Here is a 22,830-nt window from a genome sequence, read left to right on the forward strand (position 1 = left end):
GGGCGACGCCGGGGTCGGTAGGCTCGCGCGCGTCGCCGTCCGGCGGCGCACGACGAGCGAGGTGGCGGCGATGACCGAGGAGATGCGCGGCGGGTCGACGCCCGCGGTCGCGGTGCTGGGCGGCGGCGTGATGGGCGAGGCGCTGCTCTCGGCCCTGCTCACCGCGGGGTGGCCGACGCACCAGGTGGAGGTCGTCGAGCAGCACGTGCCCCGGGCCGACGAGCTCGCGGGCCGCTACTCCGTGCGGACCGGCGCGACCGGCGCGCAGGCGGCCGCTCGTGCCGACGTCGTGCTCGTCGCGGTCAAGCCGAACGTCGTCGCCACGGTGCTCGACGAGATCGCCCCGGTGCTGCGCGGCGGCACGGTCGTCGTCAGCGTCGCGGCGGGTGTGCCGATCGCGGCCTACGAGCAGCGACTGCCGGCGGGCACGCCGGTGGTGCGCGTCATGCCGAACACGCCTGCGGTGGTGGGCAAGGGCGCGAGCGCGATCGCCCCCGGGACCCGCGCCGGCGAGGGGCACCTGCTGCTCGTCGAGCGCATGCTGACCGCGACGGGTCTGGTCGTGCGCGTCGCGGAGAAGGACCTCGACGCGGTCACGGCGATCTCCGGGTCGGGCCCGGCGTATGCGTTCTACCTGATCGACGCCATGGCCGAGGCGGGCGTGCTGCTGGGCCTGACGCGCGACCTGGCGACCCGCCTCGCCGCCGCAACCGTCGAGGGTGCGGGCGCCCTGGCGGTCCAGGGCGAGCACCCGGCGGTGCTGCGCGAGCGCGTCTCCTCGCCGGGGGGCACGACGGTCGCGGCCGTCGCGGAGCTCGACGCGCACGCGGTCCGCGCCGGCGTCGTCGCGGCGGCACGCGCCGCCTACGAGCGCTCGCGCGAGCTCGGTGCGCACTAGACCTGACCGCGTACGCCAGGCGCGGACCGGGCACCTTCGGGGCCGCCGCTGCGTGGGAACCGGCGCTACTCCTTCAGGAGGACACGGTTCGCAGGCTTCTCGGTGAGGGTCGCGGGGTCGAGTCCGGTCAGGTCGATGCTGACCCGGACGTTCGTCAGTGCCGTTCCGTCCGGCCCGGTCTCAGGGACCTGGATGGCGCCGAGCTGCCCCAGCGGTGCCGTGATGTCGGCGTCGTTGCCGAGCAGCCAGAACTGCAGGGTCCGACTCTCGTCCACGAAGGCGTTCACGGACAGGTCGGGCGTCTGGTCGCCGTCGGTGTGGAAGCAGTCGCTCCAGCCCGCGTCGATGTGCGTGCAGATGGTGAGCGGCTTCCCGCTGTCGTCGACGAGCCGCTGGACGGGCTCGACTCGCACGCCGATGTAGTCGAGGTTCTTGGTGCGGTTGGTGCCCGGCTCGAGGACGGCTTCGTGGCTGGGCTCGGACGAGGGTTCCGGAACCCCGAGGATCTCGCGGGCCTCTGCCTTGGTGGTGCCGGGGAGCCGGCCCAGCAGGAGCGCCCAGTCGGCGCCGTATTCCTTCTGCATCCTCTGGTCGTACACCAGGTCCATGCACTGGCCGGGGATGAACCCGTCTCCGGTGGGTAGCACGACGATCGGGTAGGCGACCGTGTCCTCGCCCGCACCTGAGTCCGCGGTCGCCATCGCGAACCACACGCCGGCGTCGTTGCGCTCGGCCCAGGGCACCACCGTCAGGAAGCTCGCGTGGATGCGCAGCCGCTCGGTCCTCCGGACGCCGTCCTCGAGCACGACGACCTGTGGCGTGGCGAGGTCCCAATCCTGGTCCCACCCCGGTGCCGTGGTCGGGATCGCTTCGGCGGGCACCTCGATGACCTGCAGCCACCGCTTGGTGCCCGTCAGGTCACTCATGATGCTGTAGACCGGCCCGGCATCGGGCAGGTTGCAGGCACCGAACTGCCGGGCGAGCGCCTCGGGCGACATCGCGTCGGACGAGGCGGTCGGTCCACTTCCGCACGCGGTGGCGAGCAGAACAACGCCGATGAGGGGGCCGAGTGCGAGCGTGTGCCTCACGGGACCACCCCGATCCGAACGTTGTCGATCTTGAGGGGCGAAGAGCCGGCATCGGCGTAGGCCCGAACCTGTAGGGCGTACCCGTCGCCCTGAGCGAGCGTCGACATGAACTTGGTCGTTGACGACAGCCCGTACCAGCTCGTGCCGGGCGGAGTCGTAGCGCGAGATGTCCTCATTGCGCGCCTCCGCTCTGGAGGCGGACGGTATCGCGCTGACGGCGTCGTGCGCTTCATCCACTCGGGTGACCCCAGCCTCCACGACGTCGCACAGGCCGGCACTTTGCGGAGAATGTGAGCGTTAACATACAGTCGCCGCGGCGCCTGGTGACGCCACCACTGCCGGCAAGGGCGCCGGCCGGACCCGAGGATGACGATGACGCTTCCCCGCGCTGCCGCAGCAGCACTGACGACCCTGGCCCTCGTGGCGGCGACCGTCGCGACGGCGATGGCACCCGCCGCCGCCGAGGCCCCCTCCGACCACCTCGTCGCGCACTACGAGATCGACGAGACGAGCGGGTCGGTCGTCGCCGACTCGTCGGGCAACGGGCACGACGGCACGGTCGTCGGCGCGAGCGGCTGGGCAGCGGGGGGTCTGCAGCTCTCCGGTGCCGCCTCCAACGCCAACTACGTGCGCCTGCCGGACGGGCTGCTGGCCGGCCAGGCGTCGGCGACGGTCAGCATGCAGGTCAAGGCGGACGACCTCGCGGGCACGACGGACAACTTCCTGTGGAACTTCGGCGGGTTCTCCTCGGCGAGCGGCAGCGGCACCGGGTCGTGGTTCGTCGCTCCCCGCAACGCGCTGCGCACGGTCGTGACGCCGAGCCACTGGAGCGGCGAGCAGAGCGCGACGTGGACGGGCACGCGGCTCACGGCGGGCACGTGGCAGAACGTCACGGCGACGATCGAGCCGAACGCGGCCCCGAGCACCACCTCGACGCTCAAGCTCTACGTGGACGGCACGCTCCGGGCGACGAACGCGGCGGTCACGACCACGCCCGCGACCCTGACCGACCACACGCGCAACCGCCTCGGCGGATCGGCCTACGACGGCGACCGCGGCTTCCCCGGCACGATCGGCGAGACGCGCATCTACGACACCGCGCTGACGGCCGCGCAGGTGGTCGACGTCGTCGCGGACGACGCCGCGGACACCGCCGGCGACATCCTGGCCGGGATCGCCCTCGGCGACACGTCCGCGGTGACCCAGGACCTCTCGCTCCCGACGAGCAACGTCACGTGGACGACGAGCGACGCGGCGGTCGTCACGGCGACGGGCGTCGTCACGCGCCCGGCGACGGGCACCGCCGACACGACGGCGACGCTCACCGCGACCGCCACCGTCGCGGGACGCACGGCCACGCGCGAGTTCCCGATCACGGTCAAGGCGCTCGCCGAGGGTGAGGACCCCATGCCGGCGACCGCCGCCCTGCGCTCCTGGTTCCCGCTCAGCTCGTCGTACCCGGGCACGCCCGCGGCCGGCACGACGACGTTCGTCGGCGCGACCAACGCGCCGGTGTGGACGTCGACGCACCTCGACGTGACGGGCGGCGGCTACGTCGCGAACAACGCCGCGACCGGCCTGACGCTCGCCGGCTCGTCGACCTCGTCGTTCGACTTCCTGCTGCCCTCGAGCGCCACGGGCACCGTCAGCTCCACGCTCTACACGCTCGGCAGCAACGCGACCACCAGCAACCTGTCCTTCCACCCGTTCTACGCGGACGGCAGGGCGGCCGCGGTGATCCGGCTCGGTGGTGCCGTCGTCGCGACCGCGCAGCTCACCTCGGACCTCCCGCGCGACGTGTGGGTGAACGCGACGATCGTGCTCGACGACACCGCGGACACGCTGACCGTCTACCTCGACGGCCGCCAGGTCGCGCAGGCGACGGGGGTCACGACGACGGCCTCCGCGATCGGCACCACCGTGCTGCGCCTCAACCGCGAGGGCTGGGGCTTCTCCAACCTCGCCTCGAAGTACCGTGACCTGCGCATCTACTCGGCGGCCGCGGCTGCCGCGGAGGCGCGCGCGCTCGCCCGCCAGAACGCACAGTTCGCGTTCGACCAGCTCGTCGCGTCCGTCGACCTGCCGGAGCTCGCGTCCGACGACCTCACGCTCCCGGGCGCGCCGACGTTCACGTGGACGTCGTCCGACGAGGACGTCGTCTCGACCGCCGGCGTCGTGACGCAGCCCGCTCCCGGCGAGGACGACGCCACGGTGACCCTGACGGTCTCGTCGGACCGTGGTGGCCTGCAGCTCTCGCACGCGTTCGTCGTGACGGTCCCGGCGGAGCTCGGCGAGGCCGACAAGGTCGCGGCGGACGCGGCGGCGGTCGTGCTCGACGGCGCCGGTGACCTGCGCTCGGTCGAGACGCTCCCGACGACGGGCGCCCGGTACGGCTCGACGATCACGTGGGCCACCTCCGACGCCGGGGCCGTGGCCGTGGGCGCCGACGACGGCACCACCTACGCCGAGCCGCGGCGCCCGGCCTACGGCCACGGCGCGGTGTCCGCGACGCTGACCGCGACCGTCACGCTCGGCTCGACCTCGCTCGACGTCCCGGTCGAGGTGACCGTCCCGGCCCTGCCGCGCAAGGTCGACGACGAGGGCTACGCCTTCGCGTACTTCACGGCCAACACCGTGGCGGGCGAGAACATCTACCTCGCGGCGTCGAACGGCAACAACGCGCTGTCCTGGCGGACGCTGAACGACGGTCAGTTCGTGCTGACCTCGCAGTTCGGCGAGAAGGGCCTGCGTGACCCGTTCGTCATCCGCTCGGCGGAGGGCGACAAGTTCTACCTCATCGCGACGGACCTCTCGATCGGCCGCAACGGCGACTGGGGCCGCGCGCAGGTCTCCGGCAGCCAGTACATCGAGGTGTGGGAGTCCACCGACCTGGTGCACTGGTCCGACCAGCGCCACGTCAAGGTCTCGCCGGACACCGCGGGCATGACCTGGGCGCCCGAGGCGTACTGGGACGAGGACCTCGACGCGTACGTCGTGTTCTGGGCCTCGCGCGTGTTCACCGACGCGACGCACACCACGTGCCTCACGACCGACAGCGGCTCGGGCTGCTACGCCCGCATGATGTACGCGACGACGAAGGACTTCCGCACCTTCTCCGAGCCGAAGATCTGGCAGGACACGGGTGCCGCGCGCATCGACTCGACGGTCCTGCGTGACGGCGGCACGTACTACCGGTTCACCAAGGACGAGGGCGCGCAGTCGGGTTGCACCGACATCATCGCCGAGCGTTCGTCGTCGCTGATCACGGTCACGACGAAGGCGAGCGTGCTGGCCGACGAGGGCTGGCAGAACGTGGGCTCGTGCCTCGCACGCGACGCCGGGTTCGGCGGCGCCGTCGAGGGGCCGACGATCTTCAAGGCCAACCCCGGCGACACGTCGGCGTACGACTACTACCTCTACCTCGACAACTACGGCGGCTCGGGCTACTTCCCGCTGGGCACCGACGACCTGTCGACCGGCTCGTGGAGCATCGCGTCCGGCCAGCTCCCTGCGTCGCGGCACGGCACGGTCATGCCGGTCACGCTGTCGCAGTGGCAGACGCTGACGGGCAACGCGGTCACGACGACCACGTCCACCACGGCCGTGGCCTACACCGCGGCGAGCCGCACCGCGTCCGTGACGGTCACGGCGGCGGACGGCTACGAGGTCGGCGGGACGGTCACCTTCGCGGCCGGCGACTGGTCGCAGGACGTGCTGCTCGGGGCCGACGGCACGGCGCAGGCAGTCCTGCCCGCAGGTTCGTCGGGCACGCTCACCGCGACCTACGCGGGCACCGCGGAGATCGCGGGCAGCGCCGGTCAGACCCCGGTCGTCGCCCCCGCGCCCACGGGCCTGGAGCTCACGGCGCTCCCGCGCACCGCCTACCCGACGGGCTCGACGCTCGACCTCACGGGCCTCGCGGGGACCGTCGCGTACGAGGACGGCACGACCCGCACCGTGGGTGGCGTCGACGTGGTCGCGACGGGCTTCGACGCGAGCGCGCCGGGCACCCGGACGGTCACCGTCGCGTACGCCGAGGGCGGTACGACCGTCACCGCGACCTACGACGTCACCGTCGTGCGGGCGACGACCTGGGTGACGCTGACCGCGTCGAGCACCCGGGTCGTGCACCGGAGCTTCGTGACGTTGACCGCGGTCCCGTCCGGCCCGCTGGACGCGACGGGCAAGGTCTCGTTCTGGCTCGACGGCAAGCAGGTCGGCGTCGCCGCGCTGAGCGACGGCGTCGCGGTCAAGAGGATCCGGGTCTCCGGCGTCGGCCCGCACGCGTTCGTCGCCCGGTACGCCGGGTCCACGACGCTCGCGCCGAGCGCGTCGTCAGCCGTGTCCGTGACCGCGGTCAAGGCGCGCCCGACGAGCATCGCGGTGACCAGCACGACCTTCTGGCGGGGCACGCCCCCGACGCTGCGGGTCATGGTCGGCAAGCTCGACAACGGCGACTACCCGACGGGCCGGCTCACCCTCCGGCTCGACGGATCGGTGCGTGTCGTCACCCTGACCAAGGCCGACAAAGGCGTGGCCAAGGTGACGCTCGCCAAGGAACGCACCGCCGCGTTCCGGGTGAAGGCGACGTTCACGCCGTCCGACCCGACGAACGTGCGCGGGCTCGCGAGCGGCTGGGTGAGCGTGCGGCCGCGCTGACCGGAACCGGCCGAGCGGTGCCCCGTGCGGGTGCCGCTCGGCCGTGCTGGCGCACATCGTCCGCGGGGAGCCGTACGGTACGTGAGGGAGAGGTACCGGTGCCGGGCCCGGCACCGGGGGTTGCGACGAGTCGTCGTCGCGTAGTGGGGAGCATGTGGTGGCGACAGACACAGCGGCACGGCCGCCGGCGATGAGCGATGTGGCGTCCGCCGCCGGCGTCTCGCACCAGACCGTCTCGCGCGTGCTCAACGGGCACCCGAGCGTGCGGCCCGAGACCCGCGAGCGGGTGCAGGACGCGATCGCACGTCTGGGCTACCGGCGCAACAGCGCCGCCCGCGCCCTGGTGACGCGGCGCACCGACACGCTCGGCGTCGTCACACCGGCCTCCGCGCTCTACGGTCCGACGAGCACGCTCGTCGCGTTCGAGCAGGCGGCCCGGGAGGCCGGCTGGTACGTGTCGGTGGCGACGATGCGCCGCTTCGACGCCGACTCGATGCGCACCGCCGTCGAGCACTTCCTCGACCACGGCGTCGACGGGCTCGTCGTGATCGCCCCGACGACCGAGGTCGCCCAGGCGGTCGTCGGCGTCGAGGTCCCCGTACCCGTCGTGATGATCTCCTCGGCCCCCGAGCTCCCGCTGGGCGCCAACGCGGTGGCCGTCGGCGTGGACCAGCGCTTCGGCGCGCGGCTCGCGACCCGCCATTTGCTCGAGCGCGGCCACCGCGACGTGCTGCACGTCGCCGGCCCGCAGGACTGGTTCGACGCGCAGGACCGCCTGGCGGGCTGGCGCGAGGAGTGCGCCGCGTGGGGCGTCACCCCGCCCGAGCCGGTGACCGCGGGGTGGTCCGCGGACGACGGGTACGCGGTGGGCCGCAGGCTCGTCGCCGACGGGCTACCCGGCGCGATCTTCGCGGCCAACGACCAGCTCGCGCTCGGTCTCGAGCATGCGTTCGCCGACGCCGGCGTCCACGTGGGCGAGGACCTCGCGCTCGTCGGGTTCGACGACGAGGCCGGCTCCGCGCACTACCTGCCGCCCCTGACGACCGTCCGCCAGGACTTCGCGAGGCTCGGCGAGCGCGCGATCGCCGTCATCCACGGCGCGCTGACCGGCAAGCCCGACACGGGCGCCCGCCTGGTCGCCCCCGAGCTGGTCGTCCGCCGCAGCAGCGGCGCCACCTCCTGACCCTCCTCGTCCACCCGCGGCCCGCCGACCCGCCTCTGGTGGACCCGAGGGTGCCCGGTTGACGCGAGTGCGCCGGGTCCTTGTGGCGCACTCGCGTCCAACTGCGCACGGCTCGACGCGGGCGCGTACCCCATCGCGTCCGTCCTCGCAGCAGCGGAGATCCACCATGACCCGCGCACAGCAGCACCGGGCGCGGACCGTCCGTGGAGGCGGGCCCGCAGGACGTCGTTGACGACGCAGGCGGGCCGCCGCGGCCGGTCGGTCCAGGGCGACCGGGCACGGTCCGCGGGGGCCCGTTGCGATCACGGTCCGGTCACGGTCATCGGTGACGGGTTGTTAGCGCTCACATGAGAGCGCTAACATGTTCAGGTCGCCCGATCGGTGGCGACGAGGACGGAACGTGCGAAGGGGCGCGATGACGGACACCAGGGCGCAGGTGGCCGAGGCCGTACGCGCGGGTCGGACCACCGTGGGCGTCGAGCTGGGCTCGACCAGGATCAAGGTCTGCCTCGTGGGGCCCGACGGCGCGCCGGTCGCGACGGGCAGCCACGACTGGGAGAACCAGCTCGTCGAGCGCGTGTGGACGTACTCGCTCGACGCGGTGTGGGCCGGCCTCCAGGGTGCGTACGCGTCGCTCGTCGCGGACGTCGAGGCGCGCTACGGCGTGCGTCCGACGACGTACGAGGCGATGGGCGTGTCCGCGATGATGCACGGCTACCTCGCGTTCGATGAGCACGACGAGCTGCAGGTGCCGTTCCGCACCTGGCGCAACACGTCGACCGGACCGGCGGCCGCGGAGCTGAGCGCGCTGCTCGGGCAGAACATCCCGCTGCGCTGGTCGGTCGCGCACCGCCACCAGGCCGTGCTCGACGACGAGCCGCACGTGCCCGCCACGCGCTTCCTGACGACGCTCGCGGGCTACGTGCACTGGCGCCTGACGGGCCGCAAGGTGCTGGGTGTGGGCGACGCGTCGGGCATGTTCCCGGTCGATCCCGCGACCCGGGACTACGACGCCGACCTGCTCGCGCGGGCCGACGAGCTGCTCGCGGGCCGGGCGCGCACCGCGGGTGCGCCGGGGCTCGCGGAGCTGCTGCCGCAGGTGCTGGTCGCGGGTCAGGAGGCGGGGCGCCTGACTGCGGAGGGCGCCGCGCTCCTCGACCCGTCCGGCGGGCTGCTGCCGGGCGTCCCGCTGTGCCCGCCGGAGGGCGACGCCGGGACGGGGATGGTCGCGACCGCGTCGGTCGCGCCGCGCACGGCGAACGTGAGCGTCGGCACGAGCATCTTCGCGATGGTCGTGCTCGAGCAGCCGCTGGCCCGCGCGCACGACGAGCTGGACCTCGTCACCACCCCGGCGGGCGACCTCGTCGCGATGGTGCACTGCAACAACGGCGCGAGCGAGCTGGGCGAGTGGGCCGGGCTCCTGGGTGAGCTGACGGCGGCGCTGGGTCACGACGACGCGTCCGACGAGGTGTTCGGCGCCTTCCTGCGCGCGGCGCTGGACGGCGACGCCGACGGCGGCGGGCTGCTGGCCTACAACTACCTGTCGGGTGAGCCGATCACGGGTCTGGTCGAGGGCCGCCCGCTGCTGGTGCGCACGCCGGACAGCCGGCTCACGCTCGCGAACTTCGCGCGCGTCCAGGTGTACGGCGCGTTCGCGACGCTGAGCCTGGGGATGCGGGTGCTGGCCGACGAGGGTGTCGCGCTCGAGGCGATGTTCGCGCACGGCGGGCTGTTCCGCACCGCCGGGGTCGCGCAGCGGCTGCTCGCCGCGGCGATCGACGCGCCGGTGGCCGTCGGCCAGGCGGCCGGCGAGGGGGGCGCGTGGGGCATCGCGGTGCTCGCGCGCTACCTCGTCGCCGCTCAGGGTCGCGACCTGGGCACGTACCTGGCGCAGGACGTGTTCGCCGACGCGGCGATCGACGTCGTGACGCCGGACCCGCACGACGTGCAGGGCTTCGCCGCGTACCTGCGGCGCTACGAGACGGGGCTCACGGTCGAGCGCACCGCGACGGAGGTGCTCTAGATGGCCGGGACGCTGGACGGCTACCCGCAGCACGTGCGCGAGCAGGTCGCACGCACGCGTGAGCTCGTGGCCCGGCTGCACGCCGAGCTGCCCCGCTGGGGTCTGGTCGTGTGGACCGCGGGCAACGTGTCGCAGCGCGTGGTCGTCGACGCCGCAGGCCCGAGCGGGCGCGACCTGCTCGTCATCAAGCCGTCGGGCGTGACCTACGACGAGCTGACGCCCGAGTCGATGGTGGTCTGCGACCTGGACGGCGTGCTCGTCGACGGCGGCCGCGCACCCTCGTCGGACACCGCGGCGCACGCCTACGTGTACCGGAACATGCCCGAGGTCGGCGGCGTGGTGCACACGCACTCGACGTACGCGACCGCGTGGGCCGCGCGCGCCGAACCCGTGCCGTGCGTGCTGACGATGATGGCCGACGAGTTCGGCGGGGACATCCCCATCGGCCCGTTCGCACTCATCGGCGACGACTCGATCGGTCGCGGCATCGTCGAGACGCTGCGCGGCTCGCGCAGCCCGGCGGTCCTCATGCGCAACCACGGCCCGTTCACCATCGGCCCGGACGCGAAGGCCGCCGTGAAGGCCGCCGTGATGGTCGAGGAGGTCGCGCGGACCGTGCACGTCAGCCGCCAGCTCGGGGAACCGCTGCGCATCGAGCAGGACCACGTCGACTCGCTGTACGCGAGGTACCAGAACGTCTACGGCCAGGGCGAGGGTGCCCCGGCGCAGGAGAAGGAGCACGCGTGAGCAAGCCGTACGCCGACCGTGAGGTCTGGTTCTTCACCGGGAGCCAGGACCTGTACGGCGAGGAGACCCTCCGCCAGGTGGCCGAGCAGTCGCAGGAGGTCGCCCGACTCCTGGACGCGAGCGGCGACGTGCCTGTGCGCATCGTCTGGAAGCCCGTCCTGAAGGACTCGGCCTCCATCCGGCGCGCGATGCTGGACGCGAACAGCGACGACCGGGTGCTGGGTGTGATCACGTGGATGCACACGTTCAGCCCGGCGAAGATGTGGATCGCGGGCCTGTCCGCGCTCGCCAAGCCGCTGCTGCACCTGCACACGCAGGCGAACGTCGAGCTGCCGTGGGAGTCGATCGACTTCGACTTCATGAACCTCAACCAGGCCGCGCACGGCGACCGCGAGTACGCCTACATCGCGACGCGGATGGGCGTGACGCGCACGACGGTCTCGGGCCACGCGAGCAACCCCGCGGTCACGCGCCGCGTCGGTACCTGGGTGCGCGCCGCGGCGGGCCGGGTGGCGACGCAGTCGCTGCGACTGGCGCGGTTCGGCGACAACATGCGCAACGTCGCGGTCACCGAGGGTGACAAGACCGAGGCGGAGATCCGGTTCGGCGTCTCGGTGAACACGTGGGGCGTGAACGACCTCGCCGCGGCGATCGCGCAGGTCGCCGACGCCGACGTCGACGTGCTGGTCAAGGAGTACGAGGACCTGTACGACCTGGTCCCCGAGCTGCGGGCCGGCGGTGAGCGGCACGAGTCGCTGCGCTACGCGGCGCGCCAGGAGGTCGCTCTCGAGACGCTGCTGTCGTCGATCGGGGCGAAGGCCTTCACGACGAACTTCGAGGACCTGGGTGACCTGCGCCAGCTCCCCGGCCTGGCCGTGCAGCGGCTGATGTCCAAGGGCTACGGCTTCGGCGCCGAGGGCGACTGGAAGACCGCGGTACTGGTGCGGGCCGCCAAGGTGATGGGTGCCGGCCTGCCCGGTGGCGCATCCCTCATGGAGGACTACACCTACGACCTGACGCCCGGCGACGAGGTGATCCTGGGCGCGCACATGCTCGAGATCTGCCCGTCGCTGACCACCTCGACCCCGCGCGTGGAGATCCACCCCCTCGGGATCGGCGGCAAGGAGGACCCCGTCCGCATGGTGTTCGACGCCGACCCGGGCGTGGGTGTCGTCGTGTCCCTCGCGGACATGCGCGAGCGGTTCCGGCTCACCGCGAACGTCGTCGACATCGTCCCGCCGCGCGCGTCGCTGCCGCACCTGCCCGTCGCGCGGGCCGTATGGCAGCCGCGCCCGGACTTCACGACGAGCACCGAGGCCTGGCTCACCGCGGGCGGCGCGCACCACACGGTGCTCTCCACGGCCGCCGGCATCGAGGCGTTCGAGATCTTCGCGGACCTGTCGCAGGCGGAGCTCCTCGTCATCGACGAGGACACCACCCGCCGCGGCTTCCGCGACCAGGTCCGCTGGAACCAGGCCTACCACCGCCTGGCCCAGGGCTTCTGACCCCCCACCAACCAGTCCGGCCCCACCCGCCGACCCCACCCGCCGGCTGATCCCAGCGCGAGCTGGCCGGACCGCGAGCCGGCCAGCTCGATCGCGTCAGCCAGTTTCGATCGCGTCAGCCAGCATCTGCGGACCCCCCAAACGTCCGCGGACCCCTGGACCGTCTGCGGACCTCGCCATGTCACGGTCCGCAGACGGTTCAGGGGTCCGAGGGTGCGCCAGCTGTCCGCAGACGGCCGAGGTGCGGGCCGGCCGGGCGGCCCGCCGGCTGATCACGGCGCGAGCCGGCCGGAGCGCGAGCCGGCCAGCGCCTGCGGACGCCGCAAACGTCTGCGGACGCCGCGGATGTCTGCGGACCCCGCCATGTCACGGTCCGCAGACGGTTCAGGGGTCCGTGGATGCGCCAGCTGTCCGCAGACGGCCGAGGTGCGGGCCGGCCGGGCGGCCCGGCGGCTGATCACAGCGCGAGCCGGGCGGCGCGCCGGCTGATCACAGCGTGAGCCGGCCGGAGCGCGAGCCGGCCAGCTCGGTCGCGTCAGCCAGCTTCTGCGGACGACGCAAACGTCTGCGGACGCCGCGGAAGTCGATGGACCGCACGGTTGCGCGGTCCGTCGACGTTCCAAGGGTCCGTAGGTGTGCGAGGGGTCCGCAGGGGAGCGAGGGGTCCGCAGGGGGGCGAGGGGTCCGTCGGTGTGTGGGGTCCGTCGGCGCGGGAGGGGTCCGTTGGGGGTTCTGGTCACAGGTTCGTAACGGAACGGATGGGGGCTTTGCGTCCGCGTGTGTGAGCGCTAACATCGCTAAGTGAACGCTCACATCGACGGTGGGTCGGAGCCCACAGCGGTGTGAGCACGCTCCGGACGGAGCTCCAGGACAGACCGGCCGATCGGCCGGCGAGGCGGTCAGTTTTCTCGAGGAGGAGAAGGCATGGTCAGCAAGAAGATGCGGATGCGTGGAGTCGCGGCGGCTGTCGCGGTTCTGGCACTGGGCCTCGCGGCGTGCAGCAGCGACAGCGACGACACCGCGAACGACGACACCAACGCCACGCAGGACTCGGGCGACGGTGGCGACAGCGGCGAGCTCATCAAGGTCGGCTTCTCGCAGCTCGGCGCCGAGTCAGGTTGGCGCACCGCCAACACCGAGTCGGTCAAGGCGAGCCTGACCGAGGAGAACGGCATCGACCTCACGTTCGTCGACGCGCAGCAGAAGCAGGAGAACCAGATCAAGGCTCTCCGCGACTTCATCGACCAGGGCGTCGACGTGATCGCGTTCTCGCCCGTCGTGCAGACCGGCTGGGACGAGGTGCTCCAGGAGATCCAGGACGCCGAGATCCCCGTCGTGCTCGTCGACCGCACGGTCGACACCACGGTGACCGACCCCTACGCCACGTGGATCGGCGCGGACTTCAAGTCCGAGGGCGTCAAGGCGGGCGAGTGGGTCAAGGAGAACTACCCGGACGCGAAGATCTTCGAGCTCCAGGGCACGCTCGGCTCGGGCGCGCAGGTCGACCGTGAGGCCGGCTTCGACGAGACGGTCGGCGCGGACAAGATCCTCGGCAAGGCGTCGGGCAACTTCACCCGTGCCGAGGGCAAGGCGGCCATGGAGGCGGCGCTGCAGGCGTACCCCGACATGAACCTCCTGTTCACGCACAACGACGACATGGGCCTGGGCGCCATCGAGGCCATCGAGGCCGCGGGCAAGGTTCCGGGCAAGGACATCGTCATCGTGTCGGTCGACGGCGTTCGCGACGGCCTGCAGGCCCTCGTGGACAAGAAGTTCAACTTCGTCGTCGAGTGCAACCCGGTCTTCGGTGACCAGATCCTCGACGCCATCAAGAAGGTCTACGCCGGCGAGGACGTGCCGAAGGAGACCATCGTCGTGGACGCCACGTTCGACCAGACGATCACGCAGGAAGAGGTCGACGCTCGTCCCTACTGATCGGTTGCTGACCCGGCCTGATCTGTAGCACGAACGTCCGACGACAGCCGTGCGGCGGGGTGTCCCGCCCCGCCGCACGGCTTCGCCGTTCCCGCGCACCCTTGCGTGCGGCCCCCCTGCCGAGTAACCAGGCAAGCGACAGTCGCGCCGCTGAGCGGCGCCCCGCTCGCCAGGACGGAAGACAACGATGTCCCAGACGTCCGCATCCGCACCGGTCGTCGAGATGCGCGGGATCACCATCGAGTTCCCGGGCGTACGTGCGCTCGACGGCGTCGACCTGACGCTTCGACCCGGCGAGGTCCACGCCCTGATGGGCGAGAACGGTGCCGGCAAGTCCACCATGATCAAGGCGCTCACGGGCGTCTACCAGATCGACGCGGGCACGATCCGCGTCGACGGGGCCGAGCACCGGTTCCACGGCACCGCGCAGGCGCAGGTGGCCGGGATCAGCACGGTCTACCAGGAGGTCAACCTCTGCGCGAACCTCTCCGTCGCCGAGAACGTCATGCTCGGCCACGAGGTCCGCGTCGGCCCGTTCATCAACTGGCCCGCTACGCGGCGCAAGGCGCGCGAGCACCTCGCGCTGCTGAACCTCGACATCGACCCGAGCTCGCAGCTCGGTTCGCACTCCATCGCCGTCCAGCAGCTCTGCTCGATCGCGCGGGCCATGGTCGTCCAGGCCAAGGTCCTCATCCTCGACGAGCCGACCTCCAGCCTCGACAAGGCCGAGGTCGCCGAGCTGTTCACCGTGATCCGCTCGCTGCGGGACCAGGGCGTCGCGATCCTGTTCGTCTCGCACTTCCTCGAGCAGGTCTACGAGATCAGCGACCGCATGACGATCCTGCGCAACGGCAAGTTCGTCGGGGAGCACCTGACCCGCGAGCTGCCGCGCCTTGAGCTCATCTCGCAGATGCTGGGCCGCGCGGGCGACGAGCTCGCCGCGATCGAGGCCGGCGCCCAGCGGGTCGCACGCGAGGACGACGAGTCCCGCACACCGCTCATGACCGCGCTCGGGCTGGGCCGCAACGGCTCCATCGAGCCCGTCGACCTCGAGCTGTTCGCGGGCGAGATCGTCGGTTTCGCCGGTCTGCTCGGGTCGGGCCGCACCGAGCTCGCACGCCTGCTGTACGGCGCGGACAAGTCGGACTCCGGCACGCTCAGCTACGCGGGTGAGCCGATCCGTTCCGCGGCGCCGCTGGCGTCGCTCAAGAGCGGGGTGGCGTACTCGACCGAGGACCGCAAGAAGGAAGGCATCATCGCCGACCTCACGGTCCGGGAGAACATCGCGCTCGCGATCCAGGCGAACCGTGGCGCGTGGCGCCGCATCCCCGCCAAGGAGCTCGACGAGGTCGTCGCGCGCTACATGACGGCGCTCAACGTGCAGCCGCCGAACCCGAACATGCTCATCCGCAACCTCTCGGGCGGCAACCAGCAGAAGGTGCTGCTCGCCCGATGGCTCGCGACGTCGCCGAAGCTCATGATCCTCGACGAGCCCACGCGCGGCATCGACATCGGTGCCAAGGCGGAGATCCAGCGGCTCGTCGTCGAGCTGGCTGCGCAGGGCCTGAGCGTCGTGTTCATCTCCTCGGAGCTCGAGGAGGTGCTGCGCCTGTCGCACCGCCTCGTCGTGCTGCGGGACCGCCAGAAGATCGACGAGCTCGCGAACGGACCCGAGGTCACGTCCTCGACGGTCCTGGAGATCATCGCCGCGAGCACCACGGAGCACGAGGAGGGTGCCGCATGAGCGGCGACGGCACGGCGACGTCCTGGATCAGGACGGTCAGCCGGCACCATCTGTTCTGGCCGGTCGTGGCGCTGGTCGCGCTGTGGATCGCCTGCGGCATCGTCTCGCCGGGCTTCCTCGACATCAAGCTCGTCGACGGCCACCTGTTCGGCCAGCTCGTCGACATCGCACGCAACAGCGTGACGTACATGCTCCTCGCGCTGGGCATGTGCCTGGTCATCGCGACCGGCGGCATCGACCTGTCCGTCGGCGCGGTGATGGCGATCGCGCTGTCCGTCTCGCTGACGTACATCGACGGCGCGGCGAACGGGGAGTCGGTCTCGACCGCGCTCACCGCGATCGCGCTCGGCCTGGCGGCCGCGGCGGTGGTCGGAGCCTTCAACGGGTTCCTCGTCGCGGGGTTGGGGATCCAACCGTTCATCGCGACGATGATCATCCTGGTGGCAGGGCGCGGCATCGCGCTCGCGTTCACCGGCGGGCAGATCACGACGACGCACTCGGCCCCGTTCAAGTCGATCGGGTCCGGCTTCGTGCTCGGGATCCCGACGCCGCTGGTGATCGGCGGCGTCGTGTTCACGCTCGTCGCGCTGCTGGTCCGGCGCACCGCGCTCGGCATGCTGCTCGAGTCGATCGGCATCAACCGCACGGCGAGCCAGATGGCGGGCGTGCGCTCGCGCAACATCACGTGGCTCGTCTACGTGCTGTGCGGCTTGCTCGCCGGCCTGGCGGGCCTGGTCTACGGCGCACCGACCATGGCGGCCGACGCCAACAACATCGGCCAGCTCATGGAACTCAACGCGATCATGGCCGTCGTCATCGGCGGGACGAAGCTCGACGGGGGCAAGTTCAGCCTCGCGGGCACCATCGTCGGTGCGCTGATCCTCACGACCCTCGACCGCGCGGTGATCATCTTCCACCTGCCCTCGGAGTCGAAGGACCTGTTCAAGGCCATCGTCGTGATCGCGATCTGCATCGCCGGCTCGGAGCGCCTGCGCGGTCAGCTCGGCCTGCGCCGGGTCCCGCAGGTTCCCGGTCCGCCGACCTCGCCGAACAAGCCCGTGGAGGTGGCGGCATGACCGCCCAGACGCTCTCCGAGAAGCTGCCGACGACGCCGCCGACCGCCCCGCGCGCAAGCGACCGCTGGTGGCACCGGCTGCTGGACCGCCGCTTCCTGCCGGTCGCCGGCACGGTCGCGACGCTCATCCTGCTGCTGGTCGGTGGCCAGCTGCGGTACTCCACCGACGACCGCAGCTTCATCAGCATGCGGCTGTTCTCGAACCTGTTCATCGACAACTCGTACCTGCTGGTGCTCGCCATCGGCATGACGTTCGTCATCATCTCGGGCGGCATCGACCTGTCCGTGGGCGGCGTCGTCGCGCTCGTCGGTCTGGTGATCGCCAAGCTGCTCGAGAACGGTGCGCCTCTGCCGTTCGTGCTCGTCGTCGGCGTGCTCGTCGGGACGACCATGGGCGCGCTGATCGGCGTGATGGTGCAGTACTTCCGGATCCAGCCGTTCATCGCCTCGCTCGCGGGTCTGTTCCTCGCCCGCGGCCTCGCGAACCTGCTCGGCAAGACGGCCATCGCCATCAAGGACGAGGGCTTCGCGTCGCTCGCCTCGTGGAAGCTGAAGTTCGGTGAGCGGCCCGACATCTGGTACATCAACCTCAGCATGATCATCGCGTTCGTCGTGCTGCTGATCGCGGTGTACCTGCTGCACTACACGCGGTTCGGGCGCACGGTGTACGGCCTCGGCTCCGGTGACGGCGGCCAGGCCGCGGGGCTCATGGGCCTCAAGCCGGGCGCCACCAAGATGTGGGTCTACGTGATCAGCGGCACGTGCGCGGGGATCGGCGGCCTGCTGTTCGCCTTCTACACCAAGTCCGGCTACAACCTGTCCGGCGTCGGCATGGAGCTCGACGCGATCGCGTCCGTGGTCATCGGCGGCGCGGTGCTCACCGGCGGCGCGGGCTTCGTCCTCGGCACGTTCGCCGGCGTCTCGGTGTACGGCCTGATCCTCGTGATCTGCAACCGCGAGGGTCTCGAGATCTGGTGGAACCGGATCCTCATCGGCGCCATCCTGCTCGGCTTCGTCCTGCTCCAGCGCGTGCTGGTCGCCAGACGGAGGTAGACGTACCGCCCGCCCTCCCGCCCGCCCTCCCGCTCGGTCACCGGCTGCCACCGGATCGACGCCGAGCGGGAGGGAGGGCTTGTTCCGGACGACGCAACGAGGCGTCGTCCGGCTCTCGCTGCCACACCTGGGAGAGGTAGGAAGCAATGACGATGATGGCACACGCTCCGGGGGGTGCCGAGATCGTCGGGCACCCGCGTCCAAGAGCGCGCACGGCCCGCCGGGTCGCGGGTCTGACGGCGTTCGCACTGGTCGTGGCAGGGGTCGCCGTCACGGCGCCCGCGGCGGCCGCGGCACCACCCGACCAGGACTGGACCGACACGTTCGACGCGTCGACGCTCGACGCGCGCTGGTCGATCACCAACGAGGCCGCCGCAGCGTGGTCGCTGAGCTCGAACCCCGGCGCGCTGACGCTCACGTCGCAGACGGGCGACACGTGGCAGACCGCCAACACGGCCAAGAACGTCTTCATGGTCGACGTCCCGAACGGTGACTTCACCGCGGTGACGACGCTGAGCGCACCGGTCTCGAAGGTGTACCAGGGCGCGGGCCTGATCGCCTGGTCGGACATGGACAACTACGTGCGCGCGGGCCTCACCTACGTCGGCACGTCGCTGTCGCCCTCGGCGCGGGCGGTCGAGACCGACATCGAGTCCGCCGGCAGCTTCGCGGCGGTCGACTTCGAGGACCGCCCCGACTCGACCGGCGAGACGCTGAAGCTCTCGCGCTCGGGCGACGTCATCACCGTCAGCCTCTGGGACGGCACGGACTGGGTCGACACCGTCTCGCAGACGATTTCGTTCGACATCACCGCGGTCGGCCTCTACGCGCTCGCGGCCCAGGACGGCACGACGCACACCGCGGTGTTCGACTCGTTCGGGCTCACCGCCGCGGACGGCGCCGACACCACCCCGACCGGTCCGTTCACGCTGCACGCCGCGTCCGGCCCGCGCTACCTCGTCGGCGACGAGGACGCGCTCGCGCTGACGGACGTGCGCCCGACGAACGTGCTCGGGCTGGTCGCAGCCGACGCGGGTGACGGCGCGATCACGCTGACCTCGCGCGAGGGTGCGCCGGTCGTGCTCGCGGACGACCACCTCGCGCTCGGCGCCGAGGGCGACGAGCCGGTGGCGCTGCGGCTCACCGACGCCGGCGGCGGCAAGCTCGTGCTGCGTCTCGCGGACGACTCCGCCTACGTCACGCTCGGCGCCGACGGCGTGCTCACGCTGGGCGCGGCCGGCGACGCGGTGCGGCTGACGCTCGAGTACCAGGCGCAGGGCGAGGGCGAGCTCACGATCGACGGCGACGCGACGAGCATCGACATCTCCGACGACCTGTACGGCATCTTCTACGAGGACATCAACTACGCGGCCGACGGCGGTCTGTACGCCGAGCTCGTGCGCAACCGGTCGTTCGAGTTCAACACCTCGGACAACTCGTCGTTCACCGGCATGACGGCGTGGGAGACCCTCACGCGCGGCTCCGGGGCGGGTTCGTCGGCCGTCGTCAAGACCGACATCGAACGGCTCAACGACACCAACCGCTACTACCTGCAGCTCACGGCCGCGGGTGCGGGTGCGGGCATCCGCAACGCCGGCTACAACAACGGCGTCGCGGTCGAGGCCGGCGCGTCCTACGACTTCTCGGTGTGGGCGCGCAGCGCCGTCGCCCAGACGCTCACCGTGCAGGTGGAGAACACCGCGGGCACCACGGTGCTCGCGGGCGCCGCGGTCGCGATCGACGGCTCGGACGCCTGGAAGAAGTACACGGTCACGCTCACGGCGGACGCGACGAGCGATGCCGGCCGGCTGGCCGTGCTCGCGGGTGCCGCGAGCACGCTGCGGCTCGACCAGGTCTCACTGTTCCCGCAGGACACGTGGGTCGGCGCGGTGAACGGCAAGTCCGTGCTGCGCAAGGACCTGGCCGAGAAGATCGCGGCGCTCGACCCTTCGTTCGTCCGGTTCCCGGGCGGCTGCGTGACCAACGTCGGGACGTTCCGCTCCTACGAGGAGTCGAGCTACACCGACCGCAAGCGCACGTACCAGTGGAAGGAGACCATCGGTCCCGTCGAGGAGCGGGCGACGAACTACAACTTCTGGGGCTACAACCAGTCCTACGGCATCGGGTACCTCGAGTACTTCGAGCTCGCCGAGGACCTGGGCGCCACGCCGCTGCCCGTGCTGTCCGTGGGCGCCAACGGGTGCGGCAGCACCGTCCCGGAGATGAAGGACGACGCGACGATCGCGCGCTGGGTCCAGGACACGGTCGACCTGATCGAGTTCGCGAACGGCGACGTGACGACGCAGTGGGGCGCCGTGCGCGCGTCGCTCGGCCACCCCGAGCCGTTCGGTCTGCGCTACATCGGCCTCGGCAACGAGGAGAACACGACCACGTTCGAGGCGAACTTCCCGAAGTTCCGCGACGCGGTCGCGGCGGCGTACCCGGACGTCCAGATCATCTCGAACTCCGGTCCGGACGACACCGGCACGCGGTTCGACACGCTCTGGGACTTCAACCGGGAGCAGGACGTCGACCTCGTCGACGAGCACTACTACAACAGCCCGGACTGGTTCCTCACGAACAACGACCGCTACGACTCGTACGACCGCGAGGGACCCCAGGTGTTCCTCGGCGAGTACGCGTCGCAGGGCAACACGCTGTGGAACGCGCTGTCCGAGGCGTCCTACATGACGGGTCTGGAGCGCAACTCCGACGTCGTCAAGCTCGCGTCCTACGCGCCGCTGCTGGCCAACGAGAGCTACGTGCAGTGGTCGCCGGACGCGATCTGGTACGACAACGACGAGTCGTGGGGCTCGGTCAACTACTACGTGCAGAAGCTGTTCGGCACGAACAAGGGTGACCAGGTCGTGCCGAGCGCGTACACCGCGTCGGCCGAGTCGGTGCCGGACCTGTCCGGCGGTGTGTTCCTGTCGACGTGGTCGACGGCCGCGAACTACGACGACGTCATGGTGACCGACAACGAGACCGACGACGTGCTGTTCTCCGACAGCTTCACCGACGCGAGCGCGTGGACGCCCCAGTCCGGGACGTGGGCCGTGAGCAACGGCCAGTACCGCCAGTCGTCGACGTCGGTCACGGACGCCCGCTCGATCGTCACCGGGGCCTACACCAAGGACTGGAGCAACTACACGCTCGAGCTCAAGGCCACCAAGACGGCGGGCAGCGAGGGCTTCCTCGTCGGGTTCGCGGCCACCGGCTCGAACAGCTTCTACTGGTGGAACGTCGGCGGCTGGAACAACACCCGCCAGGCCCTGCAGAAGGCGGCCGGGGGTTCGGCCAACGAGGTCGCCGCGGTCGAGAACAGCTCGGTCGTGACCGGTCAGCAGTACGACCTCAAGGTCGTCGTCGACGGTCGGCACATCGAGCTGTACCTGGACGGCGTGCTGCAGATGTCCTACGACGACGAGGTGCCGGCCGACGTCTACCAGGTCGTCACGCGGGACATCTCGACGGGCGACATCGTCGTGAAGGTCGTCAACACGTCCGACGCGGTGCAGCGCACGCAGATCCGTACCTCGAACGTCGAGGTGGCCGACGAGGCGACCGTGACCGAGATCTCGGGCATGCCGACCGACACCAACACCAAGGCCGACCCGAACAGGCTCGTCCCGGTGGAGCGCACGGTCACGGGGGTGTCGGGCGACTTCTCGTACGACTTCCCGGCGTACTCGATCACGTTCGTCCGGCTGCACACCCCGGACACGGTCGCGCCGAGCGTCGCCTCGCTCACCGCGAGCGGCGCGGCGGTCAACGGCTGGCGTGCGCAGCCGGTCACGGTCACCGCGACCGGTTCCGACGACCGCGCGGTCGCGACTGTCGAGGTCGCCGTGGACGGCGGGGCCTGGGTGAGCGCGGCGGGCGGGACCGCGTCGGTGCAGGTCACCGGCGACGGCACGCACACCGTGCAGGCGCGGGTCACCGACGCGACGGGCAACGTCTCGACGACGAGCACGCTCGTCGTCAAGGTCGACGCCACGTCGCCGGTCTCCAACGCGGTCGTGGACACCACGGCGCGGACCGTGACCCTGCGGGCGGCGGACGACGGTGCGGGCGTGGCCCGCATCGAGTACCGCGCGGGCTCGTCCGGCGCGTGGAGCACCTACTCGGCCCCGGTGGTCGTGGGTGCGGCGGCGACGACGATCGCCTTCCGCGCGGTCGACGGCGTCGGCAACGTGGAGACCGAGGGCTCGGTCGTCGTGCCGAAGGCGGGTGTGGTGCTCGCGAGGACCACGACCGCGGCGGTCGCGCAGCCGGCCAAGGTCGCGTACGGCGCCTCGCGCTCCGTCGTGGTGAAGGTGGCGGGCGTCGCCGGTTCGTCGGGCACGCCCACCGGCCGGGTGCGCGTGCTCGAGGGCTCGCGGCTCGTCGGCAGCGGGACGTTGGCGAACGGCCGGGTGACCGTCCCGGTCCGGACCACGCTCGCGGCGGGCGTGCACACGCTCACCGTCTCCTACGGCGGTGACGCGCGGTTCGCGGGTTCGACGACGACCGTCAGGCTCACCGTCGTGCGCACGACGTCCCGGACGGGCGTCACGGCGCCGTCGGTCCGGGCCGCCACCGCCCCGACCGTGACCGCCAAGGTCACGACGGCGACGGGCGCGACGGCGACCGGGACGGTGACGTTCGTCGTCACCAAGGGGACCAAGGTCGTCGCGACCCGTACGGGCGCGCTCGGCTCCGCGGGCCAGGCGAAGGTCACGCTGCCTCGTCTGGTGGCCGGCACCTACACGGTGAAGGCCACCTACGCGGGTTCGACGAACGTCGCCGGCTCGTCGGCCACGACGTCGCTCGTCGTGCGGTCCTGACCTGCGGCGCGGGCCGCGGCGTTCCCAGCCGCGGCCCGCGCCCGGGTCGTCGCCGTGCGGCGGCCCCTCGCGAACCACTGACGAACCTCTGACC

At 71.5% G+C, this 22,830-nt stretch carries 12 protein-coding genes; 11 read left to right on the forward strand and 1 reads right to left on the reverse strand.

Annotated elements, in window-relative coordinates; genetic code table 11:
* The first annotated feature begins 70 nt into the window (after window positions 1-70).
* Window positions 71-898 (forward strand): pyrroline-5-carboxylate reductase, encoded by an 828-nt coding sequence (gene proC / locus CCO02nite_RS12300; RefSeq protein WP_146843437.1) that lies wholly within the window; start codon window positions 71-73, stop codon window positions 896-898.
* A 65-nt stretch (window positions 899-963) separates the two neighbouring features.
* Here the strand turns inward: proC and CCO02nite_RS12305 are convergent, their stop codons facing one another.
* Window positions 964-1,986 (reverse strand): hypothetical protein, encoded by a 1,023-nt coding sequence (locus CCO02nite_RS12305; RefSeq protein WP_146843438.1) that lies wholly within the window; start codon window positions 1,984-1,986, stop codon window positions 964-966.
* A gap of 372 nt (window positions 1,987-2,358) precedes the next feature.
* On the opposite strand from CCO02nite_RS12305, the gene CCO02nite_RS12310 reads away from it, so the two are divergent.
* The 10 genes from CCO02nite_RS12310 to CCO02nite_RS12355 all read left to right on the forward strand — a co-directional run bounded on the left by CCO02nite_RS12310 (window position 2,359) and on the right by CCO02nite_RS12355 (window position 22,736).
* Window positions 2,359-6,645, forward strand: a complete 4,287-nt coding sequence (locus CCO02nite_RS12310; protein WP_146843439.1) for an immunoglobulin-like domain-containing protein — start codon at window positions 2,359-2,361, stop codon at window positions 6,643-6,645.
* Between the two features lie 190 nt (window positions 6,646-6,835).
* The gene (locus CCO02nite_RS12315; protein ID WP_146843440.1) at window positions 6,836-7,828 is read left to right on the forward strand and encodes a LacI family DNA-binding transcriptional regulator; all 993 of its coding nucleotides are present in this window, start codon (window positions 6,836-6,838) and stop codon (window positions 7,826-7,828) included.
* A 415-nt stretch (window positions 7,829-8,243) separates the two neighbouring features.
* The gene (locus CCO02nite_RS12320) at window positions 8,244-9,851 is read left to right on the forward strand and encodes a xylulokinase (protein ID WP_146843441.1); all 1,608 of its coding nucleotides are present in this window, start codon (window positions 8,244-8,246) and stop codon (window positions 9,849-9,851) included.
* Window positions 9,852-10,598: an L-ribulose-5-phosphate 4-epimerase gene (locus CCO02nite_RS12325; protein WP_146843442.1), complete on the forward strand. Its 747-nt coding sequence runs from the start codon at window positions 9,852-9,854 to the stop codon at window positions 10,596-10,598.
* The gene (araA, locus tag CCO02nite_RS12330) at window positions 10,595-12,103 is read left to right on the forward strand and encodes an L-arabinose isomerase (protein ID WP_146843443.1); all 1,509 of its coding nucleotides are present in this window, start codon (window positions 10,595-10,597) and stop codon (window positions 12,101-12,103) included. The genes CCO02nite_RS12325 and araA overlap by 4 nt, the downstream gene beginning before the upstream one ends.
* 924 nt (window positions 12,104-13,027) lie before the next feature.
* Window positions 13,028-14,038 carry an ABC transporter substrate-binding protein gene (locus tag CCO02nite_RS12335; RefSeq protein WP_146843444.1) on the forward strand — a complete coding sequence of 337 codons (1,011 nt, stop codon included), beginning with the start codon at window positions 13,028-13,030 and terminating at the stop codon, window positions 14,036-14,038.
* A gap of 187 nt (window positions 14,039-14,225) precedes the next feature.
* Window positions 14,226-15,782: a sugar ABC transporter ATP-binding protein gene (locus tag CCO02nite_RS12340; RefSeq protein WP_146843445.1), complete on the forward strand. Its 1,557-nt coding sequence runs from the start codon at window positions 14,226-14,228 to the stop codon at window positions 15,780-15,782.
* Window positions 15,779-16,858: an ABC transporter permease gene (locus CCO02nite_RS12345; RefSeq protein WP_146843446.1), complete on the forward strand. Its 1,080-nt coding sequence runs from the start codon at window positions 15,779-15,781 to the stop codon at window positions 16,856-16,858. The genes CCO02nite_RS12340 and CCO02nite_RS12345 overlap by 4 nt, the downstream gene beginning before the upstream one ends.
* Window positions 16,855-17,910, forward strand: coding sequence for an ABC transporter permease subunit (locus tag CCO02nite_RS12350; RefSeq protein ID WP_146843447.1), 1,056 nt, complete (start codon window positions 16,855-16,857; stop codon window positions 17,908-17,910). Before CCO02nite_RS12345 ends, CCO02nite_RS12350 begins: the two co-directional genes overlap by 4 nt.
* 146 nt (window positions 17,911-18,056) lie before the next feature.
* Window positions 18,057-22,736, forward strand: a complete 4,680-nt coding sequence (locus CCO02nite_RS12355; RefSeq protein ID WP_146843448.1) for an alpha-L-arabinofuranosidase family protein — start codon at window positions 18,057-18,059, stop codon at window positions 22,734-22,736.
* The last annotated feature ends 94 nt before the right edge of the window (window positions 22,737-22,830 follow it).

Source organism: Cellulomonas composti, from assembly GCF_007990245.1.
GTDB classification, from domain to species: Bacteria; Actinomycetota; Actinomycetes; order Actinomycetales; family Cellulomonadaceae; genus Cellulomonas; species Cellulomonas composti.